The organism is Azonexus sp. GW821-FHT04F04, assembly GCF_059420025.1.
Genome location: NZ_JBWKSX010000008.1, coordinates 147,678 through 171,617 on the forward strand (window position 1 = coordinate 147,678; position 23,940 = coordinate 171,617).

Annotated in this window: 21 protein-coding genes; 9 read left to right on the plus strand and 12 right to left on the minus strand. The window is 57.7% G+C overall.

Annotated features, from left to right (window positions below; translation table 11 throughout):
* Positions 1-42 precede the first annotated feature (42 nt).
* Positions 43-2,001 (plus strand): acetoacetate--CoA ligase, encoded by a 1,959-nt coding sequence (locus AC07TV_RS15995; protein WP_494649363.1) that lies wholly within the window; start codon positions 43-45, stop codon positions 1,999-2,001.
* On the opposite strand, the gene AC07TV_RS16000 is transcribed toward AC07TV_RS15995, so the two are convergent.
* Together AC07TV_RS16000 and trhP are read right to left on the minus strand one after the other, a co-directional pair.
* Positions 1,998-3,110 (minus strand): acyltransferase family protein, encoded by a 1,113-nt coding sequence (locus AC07TV_RS16000; RefSeq protein ID WP_494649364.1) that lies wholly within the window; start codon positions 3,108-3,110, stop codon positions 1,998-2,000. The two genes, AC07TV_RS15995 and AC07TV_RS16000, sit on opposite strands and share 4 nt — an antisense overlap.
* 66 nt (positions 3,111-3,176) lie before the next feature.
* Positions 3,177-4,460 carry a prephenate-dependent tRNA uridine(34) hydroxylase TrhP gene (gene trhP, locus AC07TV_RS16005; RefSeq protein WP_494649365.1) on the minus strand — a complete coding sequence of 428 codons (1,284 nt, stop codon included), beginning with the start codon at positions 4,458-4,460 and terminating at the stop codon, positions 3,177-3,179.
* 35 nt (positions 4,461-4,495) lie between these two features.
* On the opposite strand from trhP, the gene rng reads away from it, so the two are divergent.
* From rng to AC07TV_RS16045, 8 genes are all read left to right on the plus strand, one after another.
* Positions 4,496-5,947 carry a ribonuclease G gene (gene rng / locus AC07TV_RS16010; RefSeq protein ID WP_494649366.1) on the plus strand — a complete coding sequence of 484 codons (1,452 nt, stop codon included), beginning with the start codon at positions 4,496-4,498 and terminating at the stop codon, positions 5,945-5,947.
* Positions 5,948-6,120: 173 nt separating this feature from the next.
* On the plus strand, positions 6,121-7,374 hold the full coding sequence (locus AC07TV_RS16015; protein WP_494649367.1) for a tyrosine-type recombinase/integrase: 1,254 nt from the start codon (positions 6,121-6,123) through the stop codon (positions 7,372-7,374).
* On the plus strand, positions 7,367-8,434 hold the full coding sequence (locus AC07TV_RS16020) for a DUF6387 family protein (RefSeq protein ID WP_494649368.1): 1,068 nt from the start codon (positions 7,367-7,369) through the stop codon (positions 8,432-8,434). The genes AC07TV_RS16015 and AC07TV_RS16020 overlap by 8 nt, the downstream gene beginning before the upstream one ends.
* A 159-nt stretch (positions 8,435-8,593) precedes the next feature.
* Entirely contained in the window at positions 8,594-8,920 is a 327-nt protein-coding gene (locus AC07TV_RS16025; protein ID WP_494649369.1) for a hypothetical protein, read from the plus strand.
* A 38-nt stretch (positions 8,921-8,958) separates the two neighbouring features.
* Positions 8,959-9,927, plus strand: a complete 969-nt coding sequence (locus AC07TV_RS16030) for a DUF932 domain-containing protein (RefSeq protein ID WP_494649370.1) — start codon at positions 8,959-8,961, stop codon at positions 9,925-9,927.
* A 131-nt stretch (positions 9,928-10,058) separates the two neighbouring features.
* The gene (locus AC07TV_RS16035) at positions 10,059-11,066 is read left to right on the plus strand and encodes a YqaJ viral recombinase family nuclease (protein WP_494649371.1); all 1,008 of its coding nucleotides are present in this window, start codon (positions 10,059-10,061) and stop codon (positions 11,064-11,066) included.
* Between the two features lie 110 nt (positions 11,067-11,176).
* Positions 11,177-12,085, plus strand: a complete 909-nt coding sequence (locus tag AC07TV_RS16040; RefSeq protein WP_494649372.1) for a recombination directionality factor — start codon at positions 11,177-11,179, stop codon at positions 12,083-12,085.
* A gap of 338 nt (positions 12,086-12,423) precedes the next feature.
* On the plus strand, positions 12,424-12,912 hold the full coding sequence (locus AC07TV_RS16045; protein ID WP_494649373.1) for an HAD domain-containing protein: 489 nt from the start codon (positions 12,424-12,426) through the stop codon (positions 12,910-12,912).
* Between the two features lie 80 nt (positions 12,913-12,992).
* Here AC07TV_RS16045 and AC07TV_RS16050 read toward each other — a convergent pair whose 3' ends face one another.
* The 10 genes from AC07TV_RS16050 to AC07TV_RS16095 form a co-directional block, all read right to left on the minus strand.
* On the minus strand, positions 12,993-13,589 hold the full coding sequence (locus AC07TV_RS16050) for a DUF2889 domain-containing protein (RefSeq protein WP_494649374.1): 597 nt from the start codon (positions 13,587-13,589) through the stop codon (positions 12,993-12,995).
* Positions 13,590-13,757: 168 nt separating this feature from the next.
* Positions 13,758-14,702 (minus strand): electron transfer flavoprotein subunit alpha/FixB family protein, encoded by a 945-nt coding sequence (locus AC07TV_RS16055; protein WP_494649375.1) that lies wholly within the window; start codon positions 14,700-14,702, stop codon positions 13,758-13,760.
* On the minus strand, positions 14,703-15,452 hold the full coding sequence (locus AC07TV_RS16060; protein WP_494649376.1) for an electron transfer flavoprotein subunit beta/FixA family protein: 750 nt from the start codon (positions 15,450-15,452) through the stop codon (positions 14,703-14,705).
* A gap of 144 nt (positions 15,453-15,596) precedes the next feature.
* Complete coding sequence (locus AC07TV_RS16065; protein ID WP_494649377.1) at positions 15,597-16,955, minus strand: porin; 1,359 nt, start codon at positions 16,953-16,955, stop codon at positions 15,597-15,599.
* A 233-nt stretch (positions 16,956-17,188) separates the two neighbouring features.
* Positions 17,189-17,971 carry an SDR family NAD(P)-dependent oxidoreductase gene (locus AC07TV_RS16070; RefSeq protein ID WP_494649378.1) on the minus strand — a complete coding sequence of 261 codons (783 nt, stop codon included), beginning with the start codon at positions 17,969-17,971 and terminating at the stop codon, positions 17,189-17,191.
* A gap of 30 nt (positions 17,972-18,001) precedes the next feature.
* Positions 18,002-18,802, minus strand: coding sequence for an enoyl-CoA hydratase/isomerase family protein (locus AC07TV_RS16075; protein WP_494649379.1), 801 nt, complete (start codon positions 18,800-18,802; stop codon positions 18,002-18,004).
* Positions 18,799-19,980, minus strand: a complete 1,182-nt coding sequence (locus AC07TV_RS16080) for a thiolase family protein (RefSeq protein WP_494649380.1) — start codon at positions 19,978-19,980, stop codon at positions 18,799-18,801. The genes AC07TV_RS16075 and AC07TV_RS16080 overlap by 4 nt, the downstream gene beginning before the upstream one ends.
* A 26-nt stretch (positions 19,981-20,006) precedes the next feature.
* Positions 20,007-21,671, minus strand: a complete 1,665-nt coding sequence (locus tag AC07TV_RS16085; protein ID WP_494649381.1) for a long-chain-fatty-acid--CoA ligase — start codon at positions 21,669-21,671, stop codon at positions 20,007-20,009.
* 11 nt (positions 21,672-21,682) lie between these two features.
* On the minus strand, positions 21,683-22,732 hold the full coding sequence (locus AC07TV_RS16090; RefSeq protein ID WP_494649382.1) for a CaiB/BaiF CoA transferase family protein: 1,050 nt from the start codon (positions 22,730-22,732) through the stop codon (positions 21,683-21,685).
* Between the two features lie 2 nt (positions 22,733-22,734).
* A complete protein-coding gene (locus tag AC07TV_RS16095; RefSeq protein ID WP_494649383.1) occupies positions 22,735-23,850 on the minus strand; it encodes an acyl-CoA dehydrogenase family protein in 1,116 nt (371 codons plus the stop codon).
* Positions 23,851-23,940 lie beyond the last annotated feature (90 nt).

Consider the following 23,940-nt stretch of genomic DNA (forward strand, 5'->3'; position numbering starts at 1 on the left):
CTATCTTTGCCGATCAATACAGAACAAGACCGAGGAGACAGAATGACCTACGTGATCGATCCGCAACCCTTGTGGACGCCCAACCCGGACACCGTTGGGAAAACGCGAATGGCGCAGTTGATCAAGGCCAAGGGCAAGGCCAACTATGCCGAGCTGTGGCAATGGTCAGTCGATCAGCCTGAGGACTTCTGGTCGGAACTTTGGGATTTCTGCGGTGCGGTCGGTGAAAAAGGCGCGAAAATCGTTGTCGACCGCAGCAAGATGCCGGGCGCCCAATGGTTTCCCGAAGCCTCTTTGAACTATGCGGAAAACCTGCTGCAACAGCGCGACGACAGCGAGGCGCTGGTTTTCTGGGGCGAGGACAAGGTCAAGCGACGGATGAGCCGGGCCGAGCTGGTCGCCGAAGTCGCCCGCTTCCAGCAATTTCTCATCGATGCCGGGGTCGGCGAGGGTGACCGTGTTGCCGGCTACCTGCCCAACTTGCCCGAGACGCTGGTCGCCATGCTTGCGGCGACGGCGCTCGGCGCCATCTGGTCGTCCGCCTCGCCGGATTTCGGCGTGCAGGGCGTGCTCGACCGCTTCGGCCAGATCGAGCCGAAAGTCCTGATCTGCGTCGATGGCTACTGGTACAACGGCAAGCCGGTCGATTGCCTGGCCAAGAATGCCGAAGTCGTGAGCAAAATGCCGTCGCTGCTCAAGGTCGTCGTCGTCCCCTACCTCAACGCTACGCCGGATGTGAGCAACATCGCCCATGCCGTGGTCTGGAATGACATTCCCACGGTCAACCCGAAAAAAGAGCCAATTTTCAAAAGAGTCGGCTTCGCACACCCGCTCTACATCATGTTCTCGAGCGGCACGACCGGCGTGCCGAAATGCATTGTCCATTGCCATGGCGGCGTGCTGCTCCAGCATTTGAAAGAGCACCAGCTGCATAGCGACGTGCGCCCCGGCGACCGCCTGTTCTACTTCACGACCTGCGGCTGGATGATGTGGAACTGGCTGGTTTCCGGCCTGGCCTGCGGCGCCACGCTGCTGCTCTACGACGGCTCGCCATTCGCCGCTGGCGGCACGGTGCTCTTCGACTACGCCGCGGCCGAGAAAATGACCCACTTCGGCACCTCGGCCAAGTTCATCGATGCCGCCGCCAAGTCAGGGCTTACTCCCGGCAAGACGCACGATCTGAAAGCCCTGCGCGCCATGTTCTCGACCGGCAGCCCGCTGTCGCCGGAAGGCTTCGACTGGGTCTATCGCGAAATCAAGCAGGACATCCTGCTCGCCTCGATTTCCGGCGGCACCGACATCGTTTCCTGCTTCGTCCTCGGCAATCCCGTGCTGCCCGTCTATCGCGGCGAAATTCAGTGCCGCGGCCTGGGTATGGCGGTCGATGTTGTCGACGATATCGGCCAATCGGTGCGTGGGCAAAAAGGCGAGCTGGTGTGCACGGGGTCATTCCCGGTCATGCCGGTCGGCTTCTGGAATGACGCCGATGGCAGGAAATACCACGCCGCCTACTTCGAGCGTTTCGACAATATCTGGTGCCACGGCGATTTTTCCGAACTCACCGCGCACGATGGCATGATCATCTACGGCCGCTCCGACGCCACATTGAACCCCGGCGGCGTGCGCATCGGCACGGCCGAAATCTACCGCCAGGTCGAGCAGTTGCCGGAAATCCTTGAGGCGCTGGTTATCGGCCAGGACTGGCCGCCGGGCCGCAACGACGACGTGCGCGTCGTGCTCTTCGTCAAGCTGCAGGAAGGCCGCCAGCTTGATACGGCACTCATCGAGCGCATCAAGAAACAGATCCGCGACAACACCACGCCGCGCCACGTGCCGGCGCAGGTTGTCCAAGTTCAGGACATTCCGCGCACCAAGTCAGGCAAGATCGTCGAACTGGCCGTGCGCAACGTGGTGCATGAGCAGCCGGTGAAAAATGTCGAGGCCCTGGCCAACCCGGAGGCGCTGGAGTTCTTTCGCGGCCGGCCGGAACTGGCCGGTTAGGCGCGGCCGAGCACGGCGCGGCGGGCCAGTCGTCCGGCGCGCTGCGCCAGTTGCAGCAAACCGATCCACAGTCCGTTGATGGCGGCCGTGATGCGCTGACTGGCCGTCGGGCTTTCGACCCAGTGGTAGAACAGCGTCGCCGCGATCAGGCTGGCGGTCCAGGCCAGAACCAGGCCGATCATGGCCGAGGAGTGGGACTCCAGGCCAAGTTTCGCATAGAGCCCGTTGGCCAGTAGCAGGACCGGGAAATGCACCAGGAAGAGCGAATACGAGATCTGGCCGAGGAAGGCCAGCGGCCGGGCATTCGGCCATTGTTCGAGGAGGCCGGAGCGGCGGCCGAAACCAAGCAACAGGGCGATCGCCAGGGCCAGTCCGATGCGCAGCCGGAAATCGATGACCAGCGCCGCAATGGTGATGGTAACGATGACCCCTAGCCAGGCCGACAGTTGTCGGCGGTCAGAAGCCCACCACGCAGCGGCGCCGAGGCCGTAGGAACCGAAAAAGTAGATTGCCCAGTTGTCCCAGCTGGCATCGCGATTGAACCAGAACAGCGAGGCGAGGGCAGTGAGTAGAACAAGGGCCGGGGCAACGATGTCGCGGCGGCCGGCCCAGAGCAGCACGGCCATCAGCGCGAAAAGCTGGAAGTCGATGGCGATGTACCAAACGCCGGCCGACAGGGCGTCGAAGCCGAGCAGGCTATGCAGCAGGAAGGCGTGGGCCAGCCATTGCGACAAGGTGGCACGGGCGGGAACGACCTCGTCATCCAGCCACTGATCGGCGACGGCGGCGGCAATGATGGCCAGGCCGATGGCGGCGAGATAAGGCACGACGAGCCGGAGATAGCGCTTCCAGATCAGCGGCAGTGGCGAAACGGCGAGCGCCTGGCCTTGTGATGACAGGCCGCGGGCGGCAAGAAAACCGGCGATGACCAGGAAGACCTGAACGGCCATGCGGCCGTATTCAAAGAACCAGCCAAAAAGTCCTGGCAAGGTTTCGCGGGCCGCCGCAGCGAGCGGGCCGTAAGACGAGAAATGGTTGAGCAGGACGAGGAGCGCTGCGACTGCCTTGAGGGCGTCGATCAGCGGCATGCGGTTGGAAACTTTGCTCATGGCCTTGAGTGTACACTGATTGTTGCAGTGCACAATACTTAACCCCGTTTGTTTTGTAAGGTCTAATTACACAAAACGCGCGACGAACGAATTGGTGTACATGATGGGTAAATTAATCCACACCCGATGGCCGCTGCCGGGGGCGACACTGACCGATTCACCTTTCCGGTTTTCCATGCGGGTCAGCGTCAGGACATGGTTGCCCGAGGGATGCACACATTCCAGACGGTCGCCAACGGAGAATCGGTTTTTGACCTCGATTTCCATGAGGCCGCGGGCGGTATCGAAAGCGACGGCATCGCCGACGTAGAGGCTGCGATCCGATTCGGAGCTGCCGCGCAGGTAGTTCTGGTACTCGGCATCGTGATGACGCTGCAGGAAACCATCGGTGTAGCCACGGTTGGCCAGACCTTCGAGCTCGCGGAGCAGGGCAGGGTCGAGCGGCTTGCCGGCGACGGCGTCGTCGATGGCCTGGCGGTAAGCCTGGCTGGTGCGCGCGACGTAATACGGGCTCTTGGTGCGACCTTCGATCTTCAGCGAATCGACGCCGATTTCGACCAAACGGTGCACATGCTCGATGGCGCGCAGATCCTTGGAGTTCAGGATGTAGGTGCCGTGCTCGTCTTCCTCGATCGGCATGAGTTCGCCCGGACGCTGCTTTTCTTCGAGCAGGTACTCGATTTCATTTTTGGCCAATTTTTCCGGTTGACCGTGGGAACTGCCATCGGAAGTACTCAGTTTGTAATCCCAGCGGCAGGAATTGGTGCAGCTGCCCTGATTCGGATCGCGGTGATTGAAGTAGCCGGAGAGCAGGCAGCGGCCCGAGTAGGCGATGCACAGTGCGCCATGGACGAAGACTTCCAGCTCGATGTCCGGGCAGCGCTGGCGGATTTCGGCGACTTCGTCGAGCGATAGTTCACGCGACAGGATGATGCGCTGGACGCCCATTTTTTGCCAGAAACGAACCGAGGCCCAATTCACCGTGTTGGCTTGCACCGACAGGTGGATGACCTGTTCCGGCCAGGTTTCGCGCACCATGTCGATGAGGCCGGGGTCGGACATGATCAGGGCGTCGGGCTTGAGCGCGATGACCGGCGCCATGTCGGCCAGATAGGTCGGCAGCTTGGCGTTGTGCGGAATGATGTTGCTGACGACGAAAAACTGCTTGCCGCGGGCGTGCGCTTCGTTGATCCCGTCGCCCAGTTTTTCGATGCTGCCGAACTCGTTGTTGCGCACGCGCAGGCTGTAGCGGGGCTGGCCGGCGTAGATGGCGTCGGCGCCGAAATCGAAGGCGGTGCGCATCATGTCGAGCGAGCCGGCGGGGGCGAGGAGTTCAGGAGCTTTGGGCATAGTAGAATGCAGCGAAACCGCGCATTGTAGAGACTATGTCTGAAGAAATCCTGATCAATTTCACACCGCAGGAAACCCGCGTTGCCGTCATGCAACAGGGGGTCGTCCAGGAACTCCACATCGAGCGCACGGCGAGCCGCGGCCTGGTTGGCAACGTTTATCTCGGACGCGTCTGCCGCATCCTGCCCGGCATGCAGTCCGCCTTCATTGAGGTTGGCCTGGACCGCACTGCTTTTCTGCATGTTGCCGACATCTGGCAACCCCGTGAAACGGCGACCGAAAGGCCGATCGAGAAAATTCTGCATGAAGGGCAAAGTGTCCTCGTCCAGGTCGTCAAGGACCCGATCGGCACCAAGGGAGCCCGCCTGTCGACCCAGGTTTCGATTGCCGGCCGCATGCTCGTCCATTTACCGCAGGAAAAGCACATCGGCATCTCGCAGCGCATCGAATCCGAAGCCGAGCGCGAGTCGCTGCGTGAAAAGATCAATCGCCTCGTGCCGGCCGAAGAGCCGGGGGGCTTCATCGTCAGAACCATGGCCGAGAATGCCAGCGACGAAGAGTTCGCCACCGATATCGCCTACCTGCGCAAGACCTGGGCCGATATTCGTGAAAAGGCCCGCACCTTCGGGCCGCCCACGCTGCTATACCAGGAACTGTCGCTCGGTCAGCGCGTTCTGCGTGACTTCGTCAATCCGGACACGACGCGCATCGTCATCGACTCGCGGGAGAATTTTCAGAAACTGACTGCCTTCGCCCAGGAATACACGCCGGCGGTGATCCCGTTGCTCGAGCACTACACCGGCCAGCGCCCGCTGTTCGACCTGCACGGCGTCGAGGACGAGATCCAGAAAGCCCTGGCCCGCCGCGTCGACCTAAAGTCGGGCGGCTACCTGATCATGGATCAGACCGAGGCGATGACGACCATCGACGTCAATACCGGCGGCTTCGTCGGCGTGCGCAATTTCGACGACACCATTTTCAAGACCAACCTCGAGGCGGCCGTCACCATCGCCCGTCAGCTACGCCTGAGGAACCTCGGCGGCATCATCATTGTCGACTTCATCGACATGGAGAACGAGGAGCACAAGAAGGCCGTGCTCGATGAATTCAACAAGGCCTTGGCCCGCGATCACACCCGGCTGACAGTCAATGGCTTCACCCAGCTCGGCTTGGTCGAAATGACCCGCAAGCGGACGCGCGAATCGCTTGCGCACGTCCTTTGCCAGCCTTGCCCGACTTGCGGCGGACGTGGTGAAGTGAAGACGGCGCGTACCGTGGCCTACGAAATCCTCCGCGAACTGCTGCGCGAGGCCCGCCAGTTCAACGCCCGCGAATACCGCATCCTGGCCGGCCCAGCCGTGGTCAACCTCTTCCTCGACGAAGAGTCTCAGGCCCTGGCCATGCTCTCCGACTTCATCGGCAAATCCGTTTCCCTGCAATCCGAACCCAGTTATTCGCCCGAGCAGTACGACATTGTTTTGATGTAGCGTGATTTTCGTTGATCCGCGATCATCGTTTGTAGAAGTTATCGTTAATAATCAATGTTTTTTTGTTTGTGCTGTTGATCTGAGGTGATCCTCGTATAATCGAAGCTATCAACTTTTGGGTAGCTAGATGGGTAGCTGGAGCGGTAGCTACCCAGGCATTTCGAGGAGCCACCTTGGCCAAGATTCAAACCAACCTTCTGACCGATATCCAGATTCGCAAATGGATACGCGCAGGCGCTCCGATTGCAAAGTCTGATGGCGGAGGACTGACCTTTACCTTGTCGTCTGTTGGTGCTGCCGTCTGGGTACTTCGATTTAGGCATGCCGGCAGGCGCCAGGAGGTCACGCTGGGTCGTTACCCGGATTTGTCCCTTGCAGCTGCACGGTTGATGGCAGCTAAAAAGCGCCTTGCCTTGGTTGAGGGTGTTAATCCGGCAGATGAAGTGCGCAAGGCAAAAAGTCACCGAGATTGGACTATTCGGGAACTGATTCGCGACTACAAGGAATTGGTTTTGAGTACGCTGGCCGAGAGTACCCAGCGGAGCTATGGCAGAAATCTCAAGCGCATTGAAAACGGCATGGGTGCCATGTCTGTTCAGTCGGTTGCTCCTGCAGATATCGTTGCACAAATCGAGCGGGTCAAGGCTGGCTGGGTTGAGTTGTTCACCCTTTGGTGTGCCTTGCGCGGCATCTTCAAACACGCGGCAGGCAAAAAACTGATCGTGGCGTCTCCTTGTGCAGGCATTCAACTGGAAGCGATCATTGGTAAGCGTCCGGAGAAGCGCACTAGATTGATGCTCACCGACGACGAAATCGCGGTGCTCATGAATGCCGATATGAACCTGGAGAACCTGCTTTCGGTCCGGATTCTCTTGGCGACAGGTGTCCGCATTTCTGAACTGAACAACGCCTTGAAGGCCAATGTGCACCTTGAAGAGAAACGTTGGCACATCCCCAAAACCAAGACGGGGAATGCAATTGATATTCCGCTCTCGAAAGCTGTTGCGGAGTGGTTTGAAACCTTGATCGACGTAGCAGGCAACTCGGATTACGTTCTGCCGGCTCGATCAAGAGCACGCATGGCTCGCTACGACGGTGATGCTGCGGTTTCGAAAGATGCGATGCGCGAGGCTATCGACTACTGGATCGATCAGCACTCACCCAAGATAAGACGCTTCACGCCGCATGACTTGCGAAGCACGATGAAAAGTCACCTGAGAAAACTGGGGGTGCCTCGTGAAGTGTCAGAAATGTGCTTGAATCACAAGCTGCCGGGGGTTGAGGGTATTTACGATCAACATACCTACTATGACGAGCGAAGGGGTGCGTTGGAAAAGTGGAGCGACTTCCTGACAAGTTTTACGCTTGAGGGAATGCGTAAGAAACAAACAGTCAATGGCGTGACTATGGATTTTTCAAATGGGTAAGCATCGGATGTCTTCCGAGAATGCGAAACAGGCCATTCCTGAAGAGTTTGACCTGATTAAATATCATTTCAACGGAGATATTGAGCTTTGGATGGCCGCGTTGGCTCGCAGGGTTGCGTTAAGGCAGGACGTTGAAAAAATCGCCAGCTGGCGTGAGTCAAAGGACGCTTCCTCGGGGGATCAGGCGGTAATCAATCGCGCGTGGGAGGCACACGTCCAAAGTAAAGTGCTGGCTCTTATTGATGCTCCAATGCCAGTTAGGAAAAATGGTTATTTCAAATTCGGAGGCATAGAGCAAGCTAGAACTCCGGAACTGAAAAGCTGCAATTTCAATGGAATGCAGCGTTGGTATATCCAACGCGACGAGTTTGGAGCTGACCCGTTTCTCGTCGGGTCCAATAAGTTAGTTGAGCGTGAGTCCTACTTGCAGCATCGCGCGCCGATTAGTGACCGGGTGTTGATTGATGAATATCGATCGGCGACAAAACTCCAAGATAGAAGCTACAGGAGCATCTTCGATAGAGAGCTATCGAAGTTGGAGAAGGGGAAGTCAGAAATATCTTTGGCGGGAATGTTCGGTGTGCAGCTGGGCGAAGGATTGGAGCTTACGCCGGAATCGGATACAGAGGCTCGATTCGTCGAATCCTATCAAGTGTGGCAGGTAGATATGCAAATGCCTTATTTTTCTGGTGAGTTCGGGCTGAAAGTCAATCTTCTTCATGACGATGAGGTGCTAAAAAGCGCTTTTTCAGATTGGCTGGCGAAAACTAGAGAATTTGCGAAATTTCCTGCCGCCAAACGACAGGATGTCACGCCGGAGACATTAATAAATTGGACTCGGATGCAAGTTTTGCCCTACATGGATTTGTGGTTGTTCCAAGAAGCATTTGACATCAGGTTTCCTAAGAGTGTCATCGGTCGCTGTCTCTACAGCGCGGACATCGACGCAAATAAGGGGATGAATTACGAGTCAAGAGTCAGGGATGCTCACGACAGAGCGATGGAGCTTACACAAATCTCAGTCTTCTTTTCTCTGCGCCAAAAAAAGTCAGCGGATTAACCGTACAGAACAGAATCACTTTGCATTTGATCGGATTTGAATTGCATATATAGAACCTGAAGACTAGGCCAACCTGGCCTTCAATCATCGAGTTTCCACCCAAAGAGAGCCCGCTACCTACAGAGGTGGCGGGCTCTTTCTATTTCAGGAGAAGAAATCATGCGTAATACCTGTCCCGTCTGCCATTCGACCAATATCCATCGTCTGCACACTGCCCGAAGGATCGGCAGCACGGTCGGTGCAGTTGGTGGTGCCGCAACCGGCGCCGGTGGTGCTCTGTCCGGTGCACAAACCGGTGCAGCCGTTGGTGCCGTCGGTGGTCCTGCCGGCATGCTGCTCGGCAGTCTCGCGGGAGCGATCCTCGGAGGTCTGCTCGGTGGTGCCGCTGGTTCGATCGCCGGCGGCAAAGTCGGCGATGTCGTCGACGAGAAGGTTCTCGGCAATCTGCAGTGCGGTGATTGCGGCCACGTCTTCAGCGACCGCTGACCTACCGTTATCCCCATTCACCTTTCAAGGAGCCTCAAATGGCACACCAAGTTCAACAGATGGCGTACGTCGGGGAAACACCCTGGCATGGCCTCGGCAACGAACTCATGCCGCAGCAGCCGCTCGAAGTCTGGGCGGAACAGTCCGGGATGTCCTTCCAGATTCTGGAAACCCCGGTCCGATTCATGGCGGAATCAGCCGGTCCGCTCGGTTCCATCAAAACCTTCACCGATCAGAAAGTTCTGTATCGCTCAGACACGCAGGATGCCCTATCGGTCGTCTCGAATCGTTACCAGGTCGTCCAGCCCAGTGAGGTTCTGGAGTTCTACCGTGACCTCACACAAGTTGCAGGCTATGAACTGGAAACCGCCGGGGTGTTGAAAGGTGGAAAAAAGTTTTGGGCACTGGCACGAACCGGTCAGTCATCAGCGTTGAAGGGTAACGATGTCGTCCAGGGTTACTTGCTACTCGCAACTTCCTGTGACGGTACGCTGGCCACGACGGCGACACCAACCACGGTTCGGGTGGTCTGCAACAACACGCTGACCATTGCCGTGAATGGTGCCGTCTCAGCCATCAAGGTACCGCACAACACCCGATTCGATGCACAGGCGGTGAAGCAACAGCTCGGGATCGCGGTCTCTCAGTGGGATGGCTTCCTGTATCGCATGAGAACGCTGGCAGAACGGAAGGTCAAAAGCCACGAGGCCATGGCCTATTTTCTCCGCGTACTCTGCGAAGTCGATACCTACAGTTCTGACCTGTCGAATCTATCCAACGAGCGCGCGCTGTTGAAGGTGCAATCGCTCTACGACGGCCAGGGTCGTGGTGCCGAGCTGGAAGCAGCCAAAGGAACGGCTTGGGGATTACTCAATGCTGTCACCGAGTACGTCGATCACGAGCGTCGTGCTCGCAGTCCTGAGTACCGCCTTGACTCCGCCTGGTTCGGTCAAGGTGCCGCCATCAAGCAGCGCGCACTGGATACGGCATTAAAACTGGTGGCGTAGTTCGCTTCTCGCTTCCTCAACCTTTCCCCCTCGAGTGCCCGGTTCGGTGTTTGCCGACCGGGCTTTTTGTCGTTTGACGATCGTGAACCGATTCCCGTTCTGGCATTCCTACCCGCATTCTGGAGAACATCATGGCACTACCTTCAGTCCCCCTATCACCCACCCCACCGACACGACCGGCATTGCGGCTGGTCAGCACCAAGGCCTTGCCTCGGGAAGATTGGCTCAATGTCCGCCGGCAAGGTATCGGCAGTTCCGATGCTGCTGCCGCTGTCGGTCTCAATCCCTATAAATCCCAACTTGAACTCTGGCTGGAAAAAACCGGCCGGGATGGCCTGTTACCGAAGACAGATCCCCTCGACGAGGAAAGTCCTACTTACTGGGGGAACATCCTTGAACCGATTGTGGCTGCGCACTACACAAGGCGTTCAGGCAATCGCGTGCGTCGGATCAATGCGGTCCTTCAGCATCCCGATCCTCGGCTGCATTGGATGTTGGCCAATATTGACCGGGAGGTCATCGGCGCACCGGACGTTCAGATCCTCGAATGCAAAACCGCCGGGATCAACGGCAGTCGACTCTGGAAAGAAGGTGTGCCTGAATATGTTCAGTTGCAGGTTCAGCATCAACTGGTCGTGACCGGTAAGGTTGCAGCGGATGTGGCGGTTCTTCTTGGTGGTCAGCATTTGGAGGTCCATCGCATTCATCGGGATGAGGCGCTGATCGCTCGCCTGATTCAGTTGGAAGCAGCGTTCTGGCGTTATGTCGAAACCGATACGCCACCACCGGCCGATGGTTCGGAATCGGCGGAACAAGCGCTGCGTTGCCTCTACCCGCAGGACAAGGGAATCGTAGTCGACTTCAGTACCGACCGTAATTTGTCAGCGACCTTTGCCGACTGGATCAGCGTCCGACAGACCTTGGCTGAAACCGAGAAGCTGGAAGCGAAGTTGAAGCAAGCCCTGCAACAGGCCATGGGCGAAGCATCACGCGCCATCTTCGACACGGGCGAGGTGACCTGGAAGAAAGCGAAAGATAGCGTGGTGCTCGATACCGCGCGGCTGCTGGCTGATCAGCCGGATTTGCTCAAAACCTACGGAATGCAGCGCCAAGGATCGCGGCGATTTGTGCTCGCTTGAGTCACCCCCGAAAAGCAAACGTAGCAATACCCAACCCATCAACTCCTCATCGGCAACCGGACATGCATCCGGTGCCGGTGGGGAGAATTTTTTATTTGAGAGGAACAATCATGTTGAAAGGTCTAGTTATCACCCCGCCGGTACTCGGACGGATATCGATTGGCAAGGTCGTCGAGAAAGCCGGCAAACGTCTTCCGGAGAAAGACGACCAGTTCACCATTACCAGCCAGGTACAGAGTGCGGAGGGCTGGCTGCCACATCCGTTTGATGAGGGATTCCGGAAAGCGCAGGGCGGTAAGATTCGTTCGATTCCGATCCGCTTGCTCTTCAATGATCCCGATCTGAATTTCCGGGCTGAATATGCTCTGTTTGATCGTAGGACTGGTCGGCCGGTCTGTGTCGGCAATGGTGAAACCTGCAAGCGACGGACGGAGTCGGGGGTTCAGTCATTGCCTTGTCCTTCTCCTGAAGGTTGTACGCTGGCGCAGAACGGTGCATGCAAACCCTATGGCCGGTTGAATGTGCAGATCGGTGACGATGATCCGCTCGGGAATTTTGTCTTTCGGACGACAGGGTTCAACAGCATCCGGACCTTGTCGGCGCGGCTGGCCTACTTTCAGGCGATCTCAGGCAATCGACTGGCGTACTTGCCGCTGGAATTGCGGCTGAGAGGGAAGTCGACTCGGCAGAGCATGGGTACACCGATCTATTACGTCGATCTGACGGTGCGTAGCGGTGTTTCTGTTGAGGATGCACTGGCCGAGGCGAAACGGTTGGAGGAGGATCGCCAGGAAGCCGGGTTTGATCAGGTTGCGCTGGAAGCGGCTGCTCGGCAGGGGTTCTCCAATGGTGCGTTTGAGGAAAGCGACGACGAAGGGGAATTGGTGGTTGAGGAGTTTTATCCGGAGGGGAATAGTGTGCCGGGTGTCCCTGTCCTAGCTTCGGAGAAATCGACTGCGCCGAGCCTGGCGGAAAAGCTGGAAAATCGAATGGTGAGACTGGGGAGTGATGTAGAGTAGATCTCAGTGCGTTGCCAGTTCGATCATTTTTCTTGCTATCCACTGGGAGAACGAAGGAACGAAACCCGAGGCGCATTTGCGCTTCGGGTTTCGTTTTGCCTTCTTTTTTTGAGCGGCAGCGAAGCGTTTCAACTGCCGGTGTTCGGCCTTAGCCGCCGGTCACCACTGAGGCGAGCAACGGCTGGTTTACACAGAAGCCCGGACACTCCCAAAACTGTATTGGCTGATGCCCAACATCTCTGGCTGTTTTTCACGATAACGTCAGTTATCGTGAGTAACTTTCGAGCGACCGTTGTTCGAAAAGCTGTCTTTGAGCCGCGAGTCTGGATCAGTATGCAATGTGTCAGTTACACCCGTTACAACCACGTCCGGAAGAGTTGTTTAGTGCCACCCCGCTACTGTGGCAGATTTTGCGCGCATGCCCCAACGTGAAGGTTGTTATTTCCAGTTCATGGCGCACAACGCGGAATCTCGCCGAGTTGCGTTATTTGGTCACTGCCGGTGGCGGTGAAGACCTCGCGGAACGCATTATTGGCGTCACCCCATTCATCTCCCGTGATCCCGATGATCACAATCGGTGCAGGGAGATCGAAATTCTTCAATGGCTTGGGGCTAATGAGACCCTTTGGCACATCTCGGCAAGACCCGTCCGATGGCTAGTTCTGGACGATCTGGCTTACTGGTTTTCAATACCATGCTGGTCACTCTATTTGGTTGATTACCGCACAGGTCTACTTCCCGCAGACGTTCCCCGAGTCATCGCTCGGTGCAGACTTCTTAATTTCGCTCCGTTCAGACTCAGTGCAGCGTCACAGTTGTCACAGTAAGCACCTGGCAATCCTGACCAAGGGGTATACGTACCCACAGTACCCACCATCAAGCGTATTGGACACTATTGAAGTCGCCATCAAGCGGGGTCGTGTGATTCAGCCTGTTCATTAGAATATGCTTCTGGATAATACATTTTCACAATAACACCGTCTGAGCGCAACGCATGACAACCATCGAAGGGCAATTTGCTGCTCTCATCTGCACGTAGTTCACTCCCATCAACGTTCGCAGGCTCGCCCCAGAGTGCTTGAAACGCGGTGGTTGAAATTGACGGCAACAATTCAGTCAAGTGAGTACACCCTGACGTTCCGCGAAAATTACGTTTTGCGCTCTTAATGAAACCTGGGCCTATCTGCTGGCCGATCAGTAGTAATTTGTAGTGTTCAGTGATTGCACCGCAAATGGAAAATGGGCTATGAACCGTTTCCGCCACGACATCGTGAATCTGCAAACCCCGGTCGACAGTTAATCTCAACGTCATTTCATGTACCGGTTCATCAGGTCCAATGCCACCACGCTCCTGAAGAAATATCCCTTCGGGCTTGGTATCCACCAGCGTTCCCTCTATATCTATAAGGCCATCAGTACGCTGGTAGGCTACGCAAGTTATCTCTCGCACATGAATCGTTTTCCGGGAAACAAAAGCCTTATCTTTGATTGTATTAATCATCATTTCTAAACCTCGTGAATATCGACGAACCTTAATCCCAATCTGATCTTCCTCGATTTATCTGCGGATTTACTGACCAGCAGAATTTGAGAGGAAGTCTTCCTGTTTAACCCTACATCACGTCCAGGGGCGCATAGCAAACTCAACTATGGCCCGCATACGAACAGAAAATCACGATAGGGCCACAGCCAGCTGCGGCACTGCCTCAAATAGATCGCCGACCAGGCCGTAGTCGGCAACCTGGAAGATCGGCGCATCGGGATCCTTGTTGATCGCGACGATCACCTTCGAATCCTTCATCCCTGCCAAGTGCTGGATCGCGCCCGAAATACCGACCGCGATGTAGAGCTGAGGCGCAACAACCTTGCCGGTCTGGCCGACCTGGTAATCGTTGGGCACGAAGCCGGCATCGACCGCGGCGCGGCTGGCGCCAAGCGCGGCCCCGAGCTTGTCAGCAAGCGGATCCAACAGCTGGTGATAGGCCTCGCCACTCCCCAGGCCGCGGCCGCCAGAAACGATGATCTTGGCGGCGCCGAGTTCGGGACGGGCGGACTTGGTGAGTTCACGGTTAATCAGCGCGCACTGGGCAGTGTCGGCCGCTGCGACGTTCGTCTCGATTTCGGCGTTGTTGCCGGCGTCCACCGCGTCGAAGGCGGTCGTGCGCACGGTGATGACCTTGACAGGGTCGATGCTCTGGACCGTAGCCAGCGCATTGCCAGCGTAGATCGGCCGGACGAAGGTGTCGGCCGCTTCGACGCCGACGATCTCGGAAATCTGTGCGACATCGAGTAACGCTGCTACCCGCGGCAACAGGTTCTTGCCGAAGGTGGTGGCCGGGGCCAGCACATGGCAGTAGCCGGTAGCCGCATTTTTCACCAAGTCGACAACCAGAGCAGTGAGGTTCTCAGCAGTCTGGCCAACGTAGTGTCCGGCGTCGACCACCTTGACCTTAGCCACGCCTTGCAGCGTCGCGGCTTGCTGGGCGGCTGCCGAGCAGGCACTTCCGGCGACCAGCAGGTGGATTTCGCCACCGATCTTCTGCGCGGCAGCGACGGTGTTGAGGGTGGCGGCCTTGAGGCTGCCGTGATCGTGTTCGGCGATGACGAGGATAGTCATTTAGATCACCTTCGCTTCAGTCTTAAGTTTGTTTACCAGTTCGGCGACATCGGCGACCAGGACGCCGGCCAAGCGCTTGGCCGGTTCGACGACCTTCAGCGTGATCAGCCGCGGGCCCACGTCGACGCCGAGGTCGGCCGGCTTGACAGTGTCGAACGGTTTCTTCTTGGCCTTCATAATGTTGGGTAGGGTCGCGTAGCGCGGCTCGTTCAAGCGCAGATCGGTGGTGACCACAGCCGGCAGGCTGATCGCCAGGGTTTCCAAGCCGCCGTCGATTTCGCGGGTTACGGTGGCCTTGCCGTCGGCTATGACGACCTTGGAGGCGAATGTCGCCTGCGGCCAGCCGGCCAAGGCGGCGAGCATCTGGCCGGTCTGGTTGGAATCGTCGTCGATCGCTTGCTTACCGCAGATCACCAGTTGCGGACCTTCTTTATCGCAGAGCGCCTTCAGCAGCTTGGCGACGGCCAGCGGCTGCAGATCGGCATCGGACTCGACCAGAATCGCACGGTCGGCGCCGATTGCCAGCGCCGTGCGCAGCGTCTCCTGGCTGGAGGGTACGCCGCAGGAGACAGCGATCACTTCTGTCGCTATGCCTGCTTCCTTCAGGCGTACCGCTTCCTCAACGGCGATTTCGTCGAAGGGATTCATGGACATCTTTACGTTGGCTAGATTCACACCAGAGCCATCGCTTTTCACCTGAACTTTGACGTTGTAATCCACAACCCTTTTCACAGGGACTAAAACTTTCAATTTAATCTCCTTGATTATCTCGAAGACAAACTAGCCGCAACTATCACAGTTACCTGCCATCGCCACCGGAGTCGCCACGATCGGCGCAGGTATTAGCATGCTGACTGGCTAATACCCTGTGGCGCGCCGATTTTTCAATGGTTGTTAGAACGCGAAGTTCACGCCAGCAACAACTCCTGAGGGGTCAAAGCCCGGCTTCGTTACATTTCCGACTAAGTTGCCGCCGTCAGCGAGGCTATACGTTGCATTCGCGTTGTTCTGCATCTTCCCATATGACACATACAGCTTTGCGTCCTTGAGAAGGTCGTACCAATAGCTCACGCCAACGAGATTCGCACTCTTGTTGAGAATAGACTCGTCGACTAGCTTGGTATAAGTTGCTGAGAAGTTGTGCTTTCCGAAAGGGATGAGGAAGCTCAGACTCCCCGCATGAGCGCTGGAGAGTGTTTTTGATACATTTTCATAGTTGCCGCCAGAGATCGTTCCAGAAACCACGTTTCCATACAATCGTATGACACCAAAGTCATAGTTGGCTGCAAATTGCCACCCGGTCTTGTTTGCCAAACCGGATTCGCCTGCGCTCGCCCATGAAGCGTTATTCAGATTCCAAGTGGTCAGCGCTGCGTTAAATGCGTTATTTGTGTAAAAAATCCCCAGATCATAGCCCCTGCCCGCCTTGTCTGTCGTGGTAGCGGTACCCACTGCAGTCGGCGCATTGACGTTATTCTCGCTGCCCGAGGTTCCGGTGAAGTATCCATAGAAACCTTTGACCTTCGGAGTAATGTAAACAATCGAGTTGTTCAAGCGAGTCGGCATGCCTCCAATTAGAGGCGTAATGGAGCCCGAATAGCCGAAAAGGCCATCCCCCTTTGCCGCACCGGTTGCAACAGCTGCAAGGTACGACCCCGTGTATTGGCGGCCGATTGTGGCTGTACCAAAGTTTCCGCTGAGACCTGCGTACATCTGACGAGAGAAAAGCTGCGGTCCAGTGCCAGCCTGGCCACCGGACGAAGGAGAGGTATTGTTTATGCCATTCGTCACAGATGCATTGCCTGCAGTCCCAGTGTCATAGAGAAGTCCAGCTTCACCCAGAGCAACTGCCTTCAGGTCGTCATTGATTGGCTTACTAATGGTGAAGCCTAGACGCGACGATGAAAAGCCGCCTGAACCGTACGTAACCTTGCTCCCGAACCCACTGTTCATGCTTGTGACGTTCACATCAGCGATCCCGTAGAATCCGAAAGTAACGCCGCTTGCCGTCACCATAGACGAGGGCTTACCAGCAGCAGCTACCTGCGACTCCACTTTTGAGTTAATCTGCTTTTGCGATTCCTGTCCCGCCAACAATTTGTCGATTAGTTGGCGTTGTGCTGCCAACTCACGCTTAAGATCTTCTACCTCAGTTTCAGCTGACGCTGACGCCATCGCGGTAAGCCCAAATGTGGCGGATACAGCACATACAACAACGCGTCGATTCAGCAGATTTTTGCTAGATTTTTTCAATGGTCTTCCTCCATGTTGCTCATGACTTAGACGGTTTGCAGCGATGTCAAGAACCGGCGATCGCTTTAACTAGACGTGTTCTCAGATGGCACGCCCTTATCGTTCGTACCATTCGATGCTCACGTCGATTTGCTTCACCCGCTGATTCAGCTTGTGCAGTGTGAAGTTCTTGGCGCGGCTGTCGCCGCGACATCACTTAGGTAACGCAGCCTCTTGAAGAAGCTGCGCACCATTCAGCGCGGTGCCATGCGGATAGCGCCATCCACCCGGATGGCCTCGGCATTCATGTAGCCGCAAGTTGCAAGAAACTCGACGGCCTGCGCAAATTCATCGGGATCGCCCAAACGCTTGGGAAAGGGCACGGTAGCCGCCAAGGCCTGCTTGACGTTGTCTGGCAACCCCTGCAGCAACGGCGTACCGAACAAGCCCGGCATGATCGTATTGACACGAATTCCTTCGTCCATGAGATCGCGCGAGATCGGCAATGCCATGCCCACGATGGCAGCCTTGCTAGCAGCATAACTAGCCTGGCCGACCTGACCGTCCTGTGCGGCTGCCGAAGCGGTGTTGACGACAATACCGCGGTCGCCATCGGCTAACGGTGCGAGCGTCAACATGCCTGCTACCGACTTGGCGATGCAGCGGAAGGTGCCCACCAGGTTGATCTGAATAATGCGATTGAAGCGATCCGCCGCACACTGGCGGATTTCACCTGTGTTCTTGTCGCGGCTGGCAGTCTTGACTGCATCGGCAGTACCAGCGCAGTTGACCAGAATACGTTCCTGCCCAACGCTAGCACGGGCCTTGGCAAAGGCCTCGTCCACCTGCTCGTCGGATGTCACATCCACGTTGCAGTAGACGCCGCCTAGTTCAAGCGCCAGCGTTTGGCCGGCTTCTTCATTCATGTCGAAGATGGCGACCTTGACACCACGACTGGCCAGGCGCCGGGCCGTGGCGGCGCCTAGGCCAGAAGCCCCGCCAGTAATGATCGCGGCGATGTCGGAATTTAATTGCATGGCTTTTCCTTTATTGAGGATTGGTGGCCCTTACTGGCCAGTGAACTTCGGAGCGCGCTTGCTCAAGAACGCCTCCTGCCCTTCATGGTTGTCGGCCGAACGCATGGCGACAAAGAAGTTGCGCTTCTCGTGCTCTAGTCCGCTCGCGAGCGGGGTCTCGAAGCTGCACAGAGCTGCATCTTTCGCCAGCGCCACCGCCAGCGGCGAATTTGCTGCAATCCGGTCGGCCATCGCCAAGGCAGCCACCAGAGCCTGACCGTCTGCCGTCACTTCGGCGACGATGCCTGCATCGCAAGCCTTACGAGCATCGATGAAGTCGCCGGCCAACAGCATCACCATTGCCTTAGATTTGCCGATAGCTCGGATCAGGTGCTGTGTGCCCCCGGCACCGGGGATAGCGCCCAGCTTTACTTCAGGCAAGCCGAACTTGGTCGACTCGCCTGCAATCACGATGTCGCAGGCCAGTGCCAGTTCCATGCCGCCACCCAGCGCTAGCCTTTCCACTGCCGCAATTACGGGTTTGGGAAAGCTCCCCAATTCCGACCAGAAGCCGCCACCTGCCGCCGCACGTTCGCCCAACAACGATTCAGCGCGGATAGCTTCAAAGGCCGTGATGTCGGCGCCGGCGCAGAACACGCCCTCGGTGCCGGTCACGATGACTGCGCGCACTGCATCGTCGTGACGTAGTTGCGCCAGTTGGGCACGTAAGCCATCGAAGACGGCTCGGTTCAGGCTGTTTTTTGCGCGTGGGCGGTTGATGGTCAAGGTGACGATGGCACCTTCGCGGCTGACGAGCACTTCACTCTCTTCGTGCATAGCTTTCTCGCTCATCCCAGTCGTTCGATGATGGTGGTATTGGCCGTACCCGATGCCTCGCAGATGGTCTGAAGGCCATAGCGGCCACCTCGACGTTCGAGCTCGCATAGCAAGTCGGTGAGCATGCGCGCGCCGGTGGAACCTAGCGGATGGCCGATCGCTACCGAGCCGCCATTGACGTTAAGGCGCTCGTCTGGGATTCCGAATTCCTGCTGAAACATGAGCGGAACGCCGCCGAACGCCTCGTTGACTTCGAACAGATCAATGTCGTCGAGGGTCAGGCCCGATTCCTGAAGCGCCTTGCGGGTGGCGTCGAGGACGGCGGTGAACTGGATCACCGGATCGGCAGCCGCCACGGCGGTACTGACAAAGCGCGCGCGGGGCTTCAGACCGTGCTGCTCGGCATACGCACGGCTGGCGATCAGCAGTGCTGCGGCACCGTCGCTGATCTGCGACGAGTTGGCGGCAGTGGTAGCACCGTCTTCGGAAAAGACGGGCTTGAGCGCAGCCATCTTCCCGGGGTTGGGATCCGCACGCACGCCTTCGTCGGCGGCAACGACGGGGCTGTCCGGATCCAATGGGTCCATGGTAAGCCGCACCAGTTGATCATTGAAGCGGCCGGCCTGTATGGCCTCAGTGGCCCGCTGATGGCTACGCACAGCAAAGGCATCCAGAGCCTCACGCGTAAGACCGAAGCGCTTATTCATTAACTCCGAAGAGGCGCCTTGCGGCAGTAGCGGAGGATCTTGGTACCGCGCCAACTCACGCGGGCTGTACTGCGCCCCAAGTGGCGCACCGAGCTTGAACGATGGCGGCATCGGTGCCTGCGACATCGACTCCACCCCGGCACCAATAACCAGCTTGTAGGCTCCCGCCTGAATGCCATGCGCAGCAAAACTCACCGCCTGCTGGCCAGACCCGCATTGCCGATCTATCGTCACAGCCGGGACGGATTCGGGCAAGCCAGCCGCCAATACGGCGTGCCGACCCAGGTTTCCGTGCTGCTGGTCCCATTGCAACACACAGCCTACGATCACATCGTCTAGGTCGAGAGGATCAATTCCTGTGCGCTCGACTAGTTGACGCATCGTCTCGCCAAGCAGATCAACGGGGTGCCATTTCTGTAGGCATCCGCCGCGCTTCCCCACCGGGGTGCGCACCGCGCCGACGATGACTGGTTCATTGTTATTCATGCTGTTCTCCTTAGATGAATCTTGTGTTACTCGGCGTAGCGCTCTGCTTGCTCGACACGTATGCGTTTCTTGTCGAGCTTGCCGACACTGGTCTTGGGAATGTCTTCGACGAACAAGATCTGATCGGGCAACTGCCACTTGGCAAAGGCGCTGCTCAAGCGGGCATAGAGTTGTTCCTGAGTGACCTCTTGGCCGGGTTTCAATACAACCAAGGCCAGCGGCCGTTCCTGCCACTTTGCGTGCGGAATCCCAACTACCGCAGCTTCGCGCACAGCTGGATGACCCATGAGTAGGTTCTCCATGTCGATGGACGAGATCCATTCACCACCGCTCTTAATCACGTCCTTCAAACGGTCGGTGACCTTGAGGTAACCGTTCTCGTCCAGTGTGCCGATGTCGCCGGACCGCCACCAACCATCCAGGAACCGGTCCGCCGAATCAGGCATGTCGTGGTAGGCGGCGGTAATCCAGGGACCGCGCAGCAAAATTTCTCCCGCTGAGCTGCCGTCGTGCGGCAACTCCTTTCCATCCAAGTCAACGATGCGGATATCCACTCCGGTCACGATCAAACCCTGCTTGCGCTTCAGATCCCACTGTTGATCTTTGGAAAGACTCTTCTTCAGCGTAGGCTTAAGGCGGTTGACCGCTACCAGCGGCGTAGTCTCGGTAGCACCGTAGGCGTGCACCACCTCGGCACCAGTGAGCTCATGGAAACCGATCATCATCGAAAGCGGCGGTTCGGTAGCGCCGGAGAGCATACGCAAGCGGCTGAAGTCCGGCTTGTCGGGTAGTGTTTCGATGTACTGCAGCATAGGCAGGAAGATGGCCGGCGCGCCATTGGTGATAGTTACGCCCTCGGCGATCATTACGTCGGTCAGCGGCCGGGTGTCCTCGGCGACATAGCGGCCTGGAAGAACGATTTTGTTGGCCAACATGGTGGCAGCCTGCGGCAGACCCCAGCTCTGGCCGTGGAACATTGGCGTGATGAGCATAGTGCAATCGTCCAACGTCATGCCCAGGTTGGTTGCCATGACCGTAGAGTGCAGGTAGATGGCACGATGTGAGTAGTACACACCCTTGGGTCTGCCGGTGGTGCCGGTGGTATAGCAGGCGCTGTAGGCCGAGTGTTCTTCAATCTCCGGCCAGTCTATCTTCGCGTCGGCTGCTGCCAGCAGGTCTTCGTAGTGCAGCAGAGGGGTGAGCGTCGTCTTGATTTGATTCAGCGGCTTGTCGGTCATAACGATCCAGCCCTTAATCTGCGGCGCATTCGCGGCAATAGACTCGGCAACGGAAAGCAATGATTCGTCCACGCAAACGTAGGAGACATTGCTATGACCGACCACGTAGCCGAGATCCTCATGGCCCAGTCGCAGGTTCATCTGCAGCATCACCGCACCCAGGCCCGGGATGGCCCAGTACAGCTCGAAGTGACGCCGACTGTTCCAATCCAGGATACCGACGCGGTCGCCCGGCGCCACACCCAGCGCACGCAGCGCATTGGCGCTTCGACAGACGCGTGTGTAGCAGTCGGCATACGTGTAACGGCCCCAGCCGCCATCTTGTGTGCGGTAGACGATTTCCTGGTCCGAGTGGGTGCGCGCGGCGTGCCGGATCAGCGTCGTAGTATTGAGTTGGCGCGCGTCACCCATGGTAGAGGGGCAACCGCGTACAGGTTGGGCGATATCTGTCATTTGTTTGTCTCCTAGATTGTTGTATTGAGTGCTTGGAACCGCGGGGCTGGGGCTACGTCGATAGCTCCCGTGGAGGTGGACTGGTAGATTCGTCGCGCAGCGTTGTGCGGGTGTTGCAGAGCTTCGGCTAAGCTAAGCACTGGCGCGAAGCAGGCGTCGGTGCCCTCGATCAGATCGCACCAGTGCGCTCGAGATTGGCTGCCGATCAGGGTCGCGATGCGCTCCTTCAGCGCAGGCCATTGAGCTTGGTTATATTGCTCGGTTGAGTTCACGTCCTCTAAACCCAATTTCGACAGCAGCTGTGCGTAGAATTCAGGTTCCACGGCGGCGAGGCTGATGAAGCCGCCATCGGCGCAGGCATACACGTCATAAAACGGTGAATCGTGAAATGGACTCGGCCGCGCACTGTCGATCTGACCGTTGGCGCGAATCCATTGCACCAGAGTGCCCAGCATGGCCACGATATCGACGATTGCCGCGTCGACGACCCGGCCATGGCCACTGGCGCGAGCATCGACTAGCGCGCAGGCCACGCCGAACGCCATGCCCAGCGCTCCGGCTGCATCCCCGATCACGGTGGGGGGCACGATCGGTGCATCTCCCTTGCGGGCCGACAGCGATAGCAGACCCGTTAGCGCGACGTAGTTCAGGTCGTGGCCGGCGGCCTGGGCGAGCGGGCCGTCCTGCCCCCAGCCCGTCATCCGGCCGTAGACCAGCCTAGGATTGTGCGTTGCGCAATCGGCGGGGCCAAGCCCCAGGCGCTCCATCACGCCCGGGCGATAGCCTTCGATTAGAGCATCGGCCTGAATGATTAGGTCCAGCGCACGCGCTTTTCCTTCAGGCGACTTCAAGTTGACGACCTCAATTTGCTTGCCGCGGCGTAGTGGATTTTCTACCGCCCCACCGAGCCGCTGGGCTGCAGGCGCCGGTTCGACACGCGTCAACGTGATCACTTCGGCGCCCATATCGGCCAGCATCCTTGCGGCCAGCGGACCCGGTCCAATGCCCTCGAACTCCACCACACGGATGCCGTGCAGTGGCATTTGCAGCGTGTTCGGCATGTTCACAGCTTCCTCGACACTAGGTCTTTCAAGACCTCGTTGGCGCCGCCATAGATTTTTTGCACACGAGAAGCGGCATACATACGCGCAATTGGGTACTCGGCCATGTAGCCGTAGCCGCCGAACAGTTGCAGGCACTCGTCTACTACCCGGCACTGCTGCTCGGTGCACCACCACTTGGCCATGTAGGCCGCCTCGTTGTCGAGCGTGCCGTCCAGAAGGCGCTGAGTGCAGTCATTCACAAAAGTGCGCACCACATGAGCGATGGTGGCCACCTCGGCTAGCTTCTGGCGCGTAAGCTGCATGTCGAACAGCGGGGCGCCGAATGCTTTACGCTGCTTTGTGTATTCCACCGTAACGGCCAGTGCCTGCTCGATGGTAGCCGCTGCCGGCACCGCAATGAGCATTCGCTCGTAAGGTAATGCTCCCATCAGTTGCCCGAAGCCTTTGCCTTCGACGCCTCCCAACAGTTGGTCGGCCGGCACGCGCACGCTGTCGAAGAACAACTCGGCGGTGTCCGAGGCCTGCATACCGATTTTCTCCAGCAGGCGCCCCACATGAAATCCAGGCAGGTTCTCGGTTTCGAGTACGAACAGCGACACCCCTTTGCTGCCCTCGCCACTGGTGCGCGCCGCTACGATCAGAAGGTTCCCGGTGAAACCGTTGGTTATGAAGGTCTTGGCACCGTCGATCACGTAGTAGTCGCCATCACGGCGAGCCCGAGTCGAAATGGCCTTCAAGTCCGAGCCGCAACCGGGCTCGGTCATTGCAATAGCAGCCAGCATTTCTCCGTTCGTCACTTTGGGTAGCCAGCGCTGTTTCTGTGTTTCTGTGCCGAAATCCAAGATGTAGTGTGAAGCGATGGTATGAACCGCGATGTTGACCGGCATTTCTGCCTTTGCCAGTTCGTCCTGCACCACCAGTTGGTAGGCCAGACTGGCACCAGCGCCGCCATAGGTCTCGGGCATTTCGGGCAACAGGAAGCCCAATTCGCCAAACGGGCGCCAGACCTCACGCGGGATATAGCCCTGGCGACGCCATTCGTCCAACTTAGGTGCGAATTCTGCAGCGATGTAGCGCCGCACTTGTTCGCGAAAGGCCTCGATCTCTTCGTCCATCCAAGCATGGCAATGTAATTGTGGAAGCATGACTTACCCCATCAGACAATGACTAAGCTACAGCCCTGCACGTTCATGGGCATATGGGAG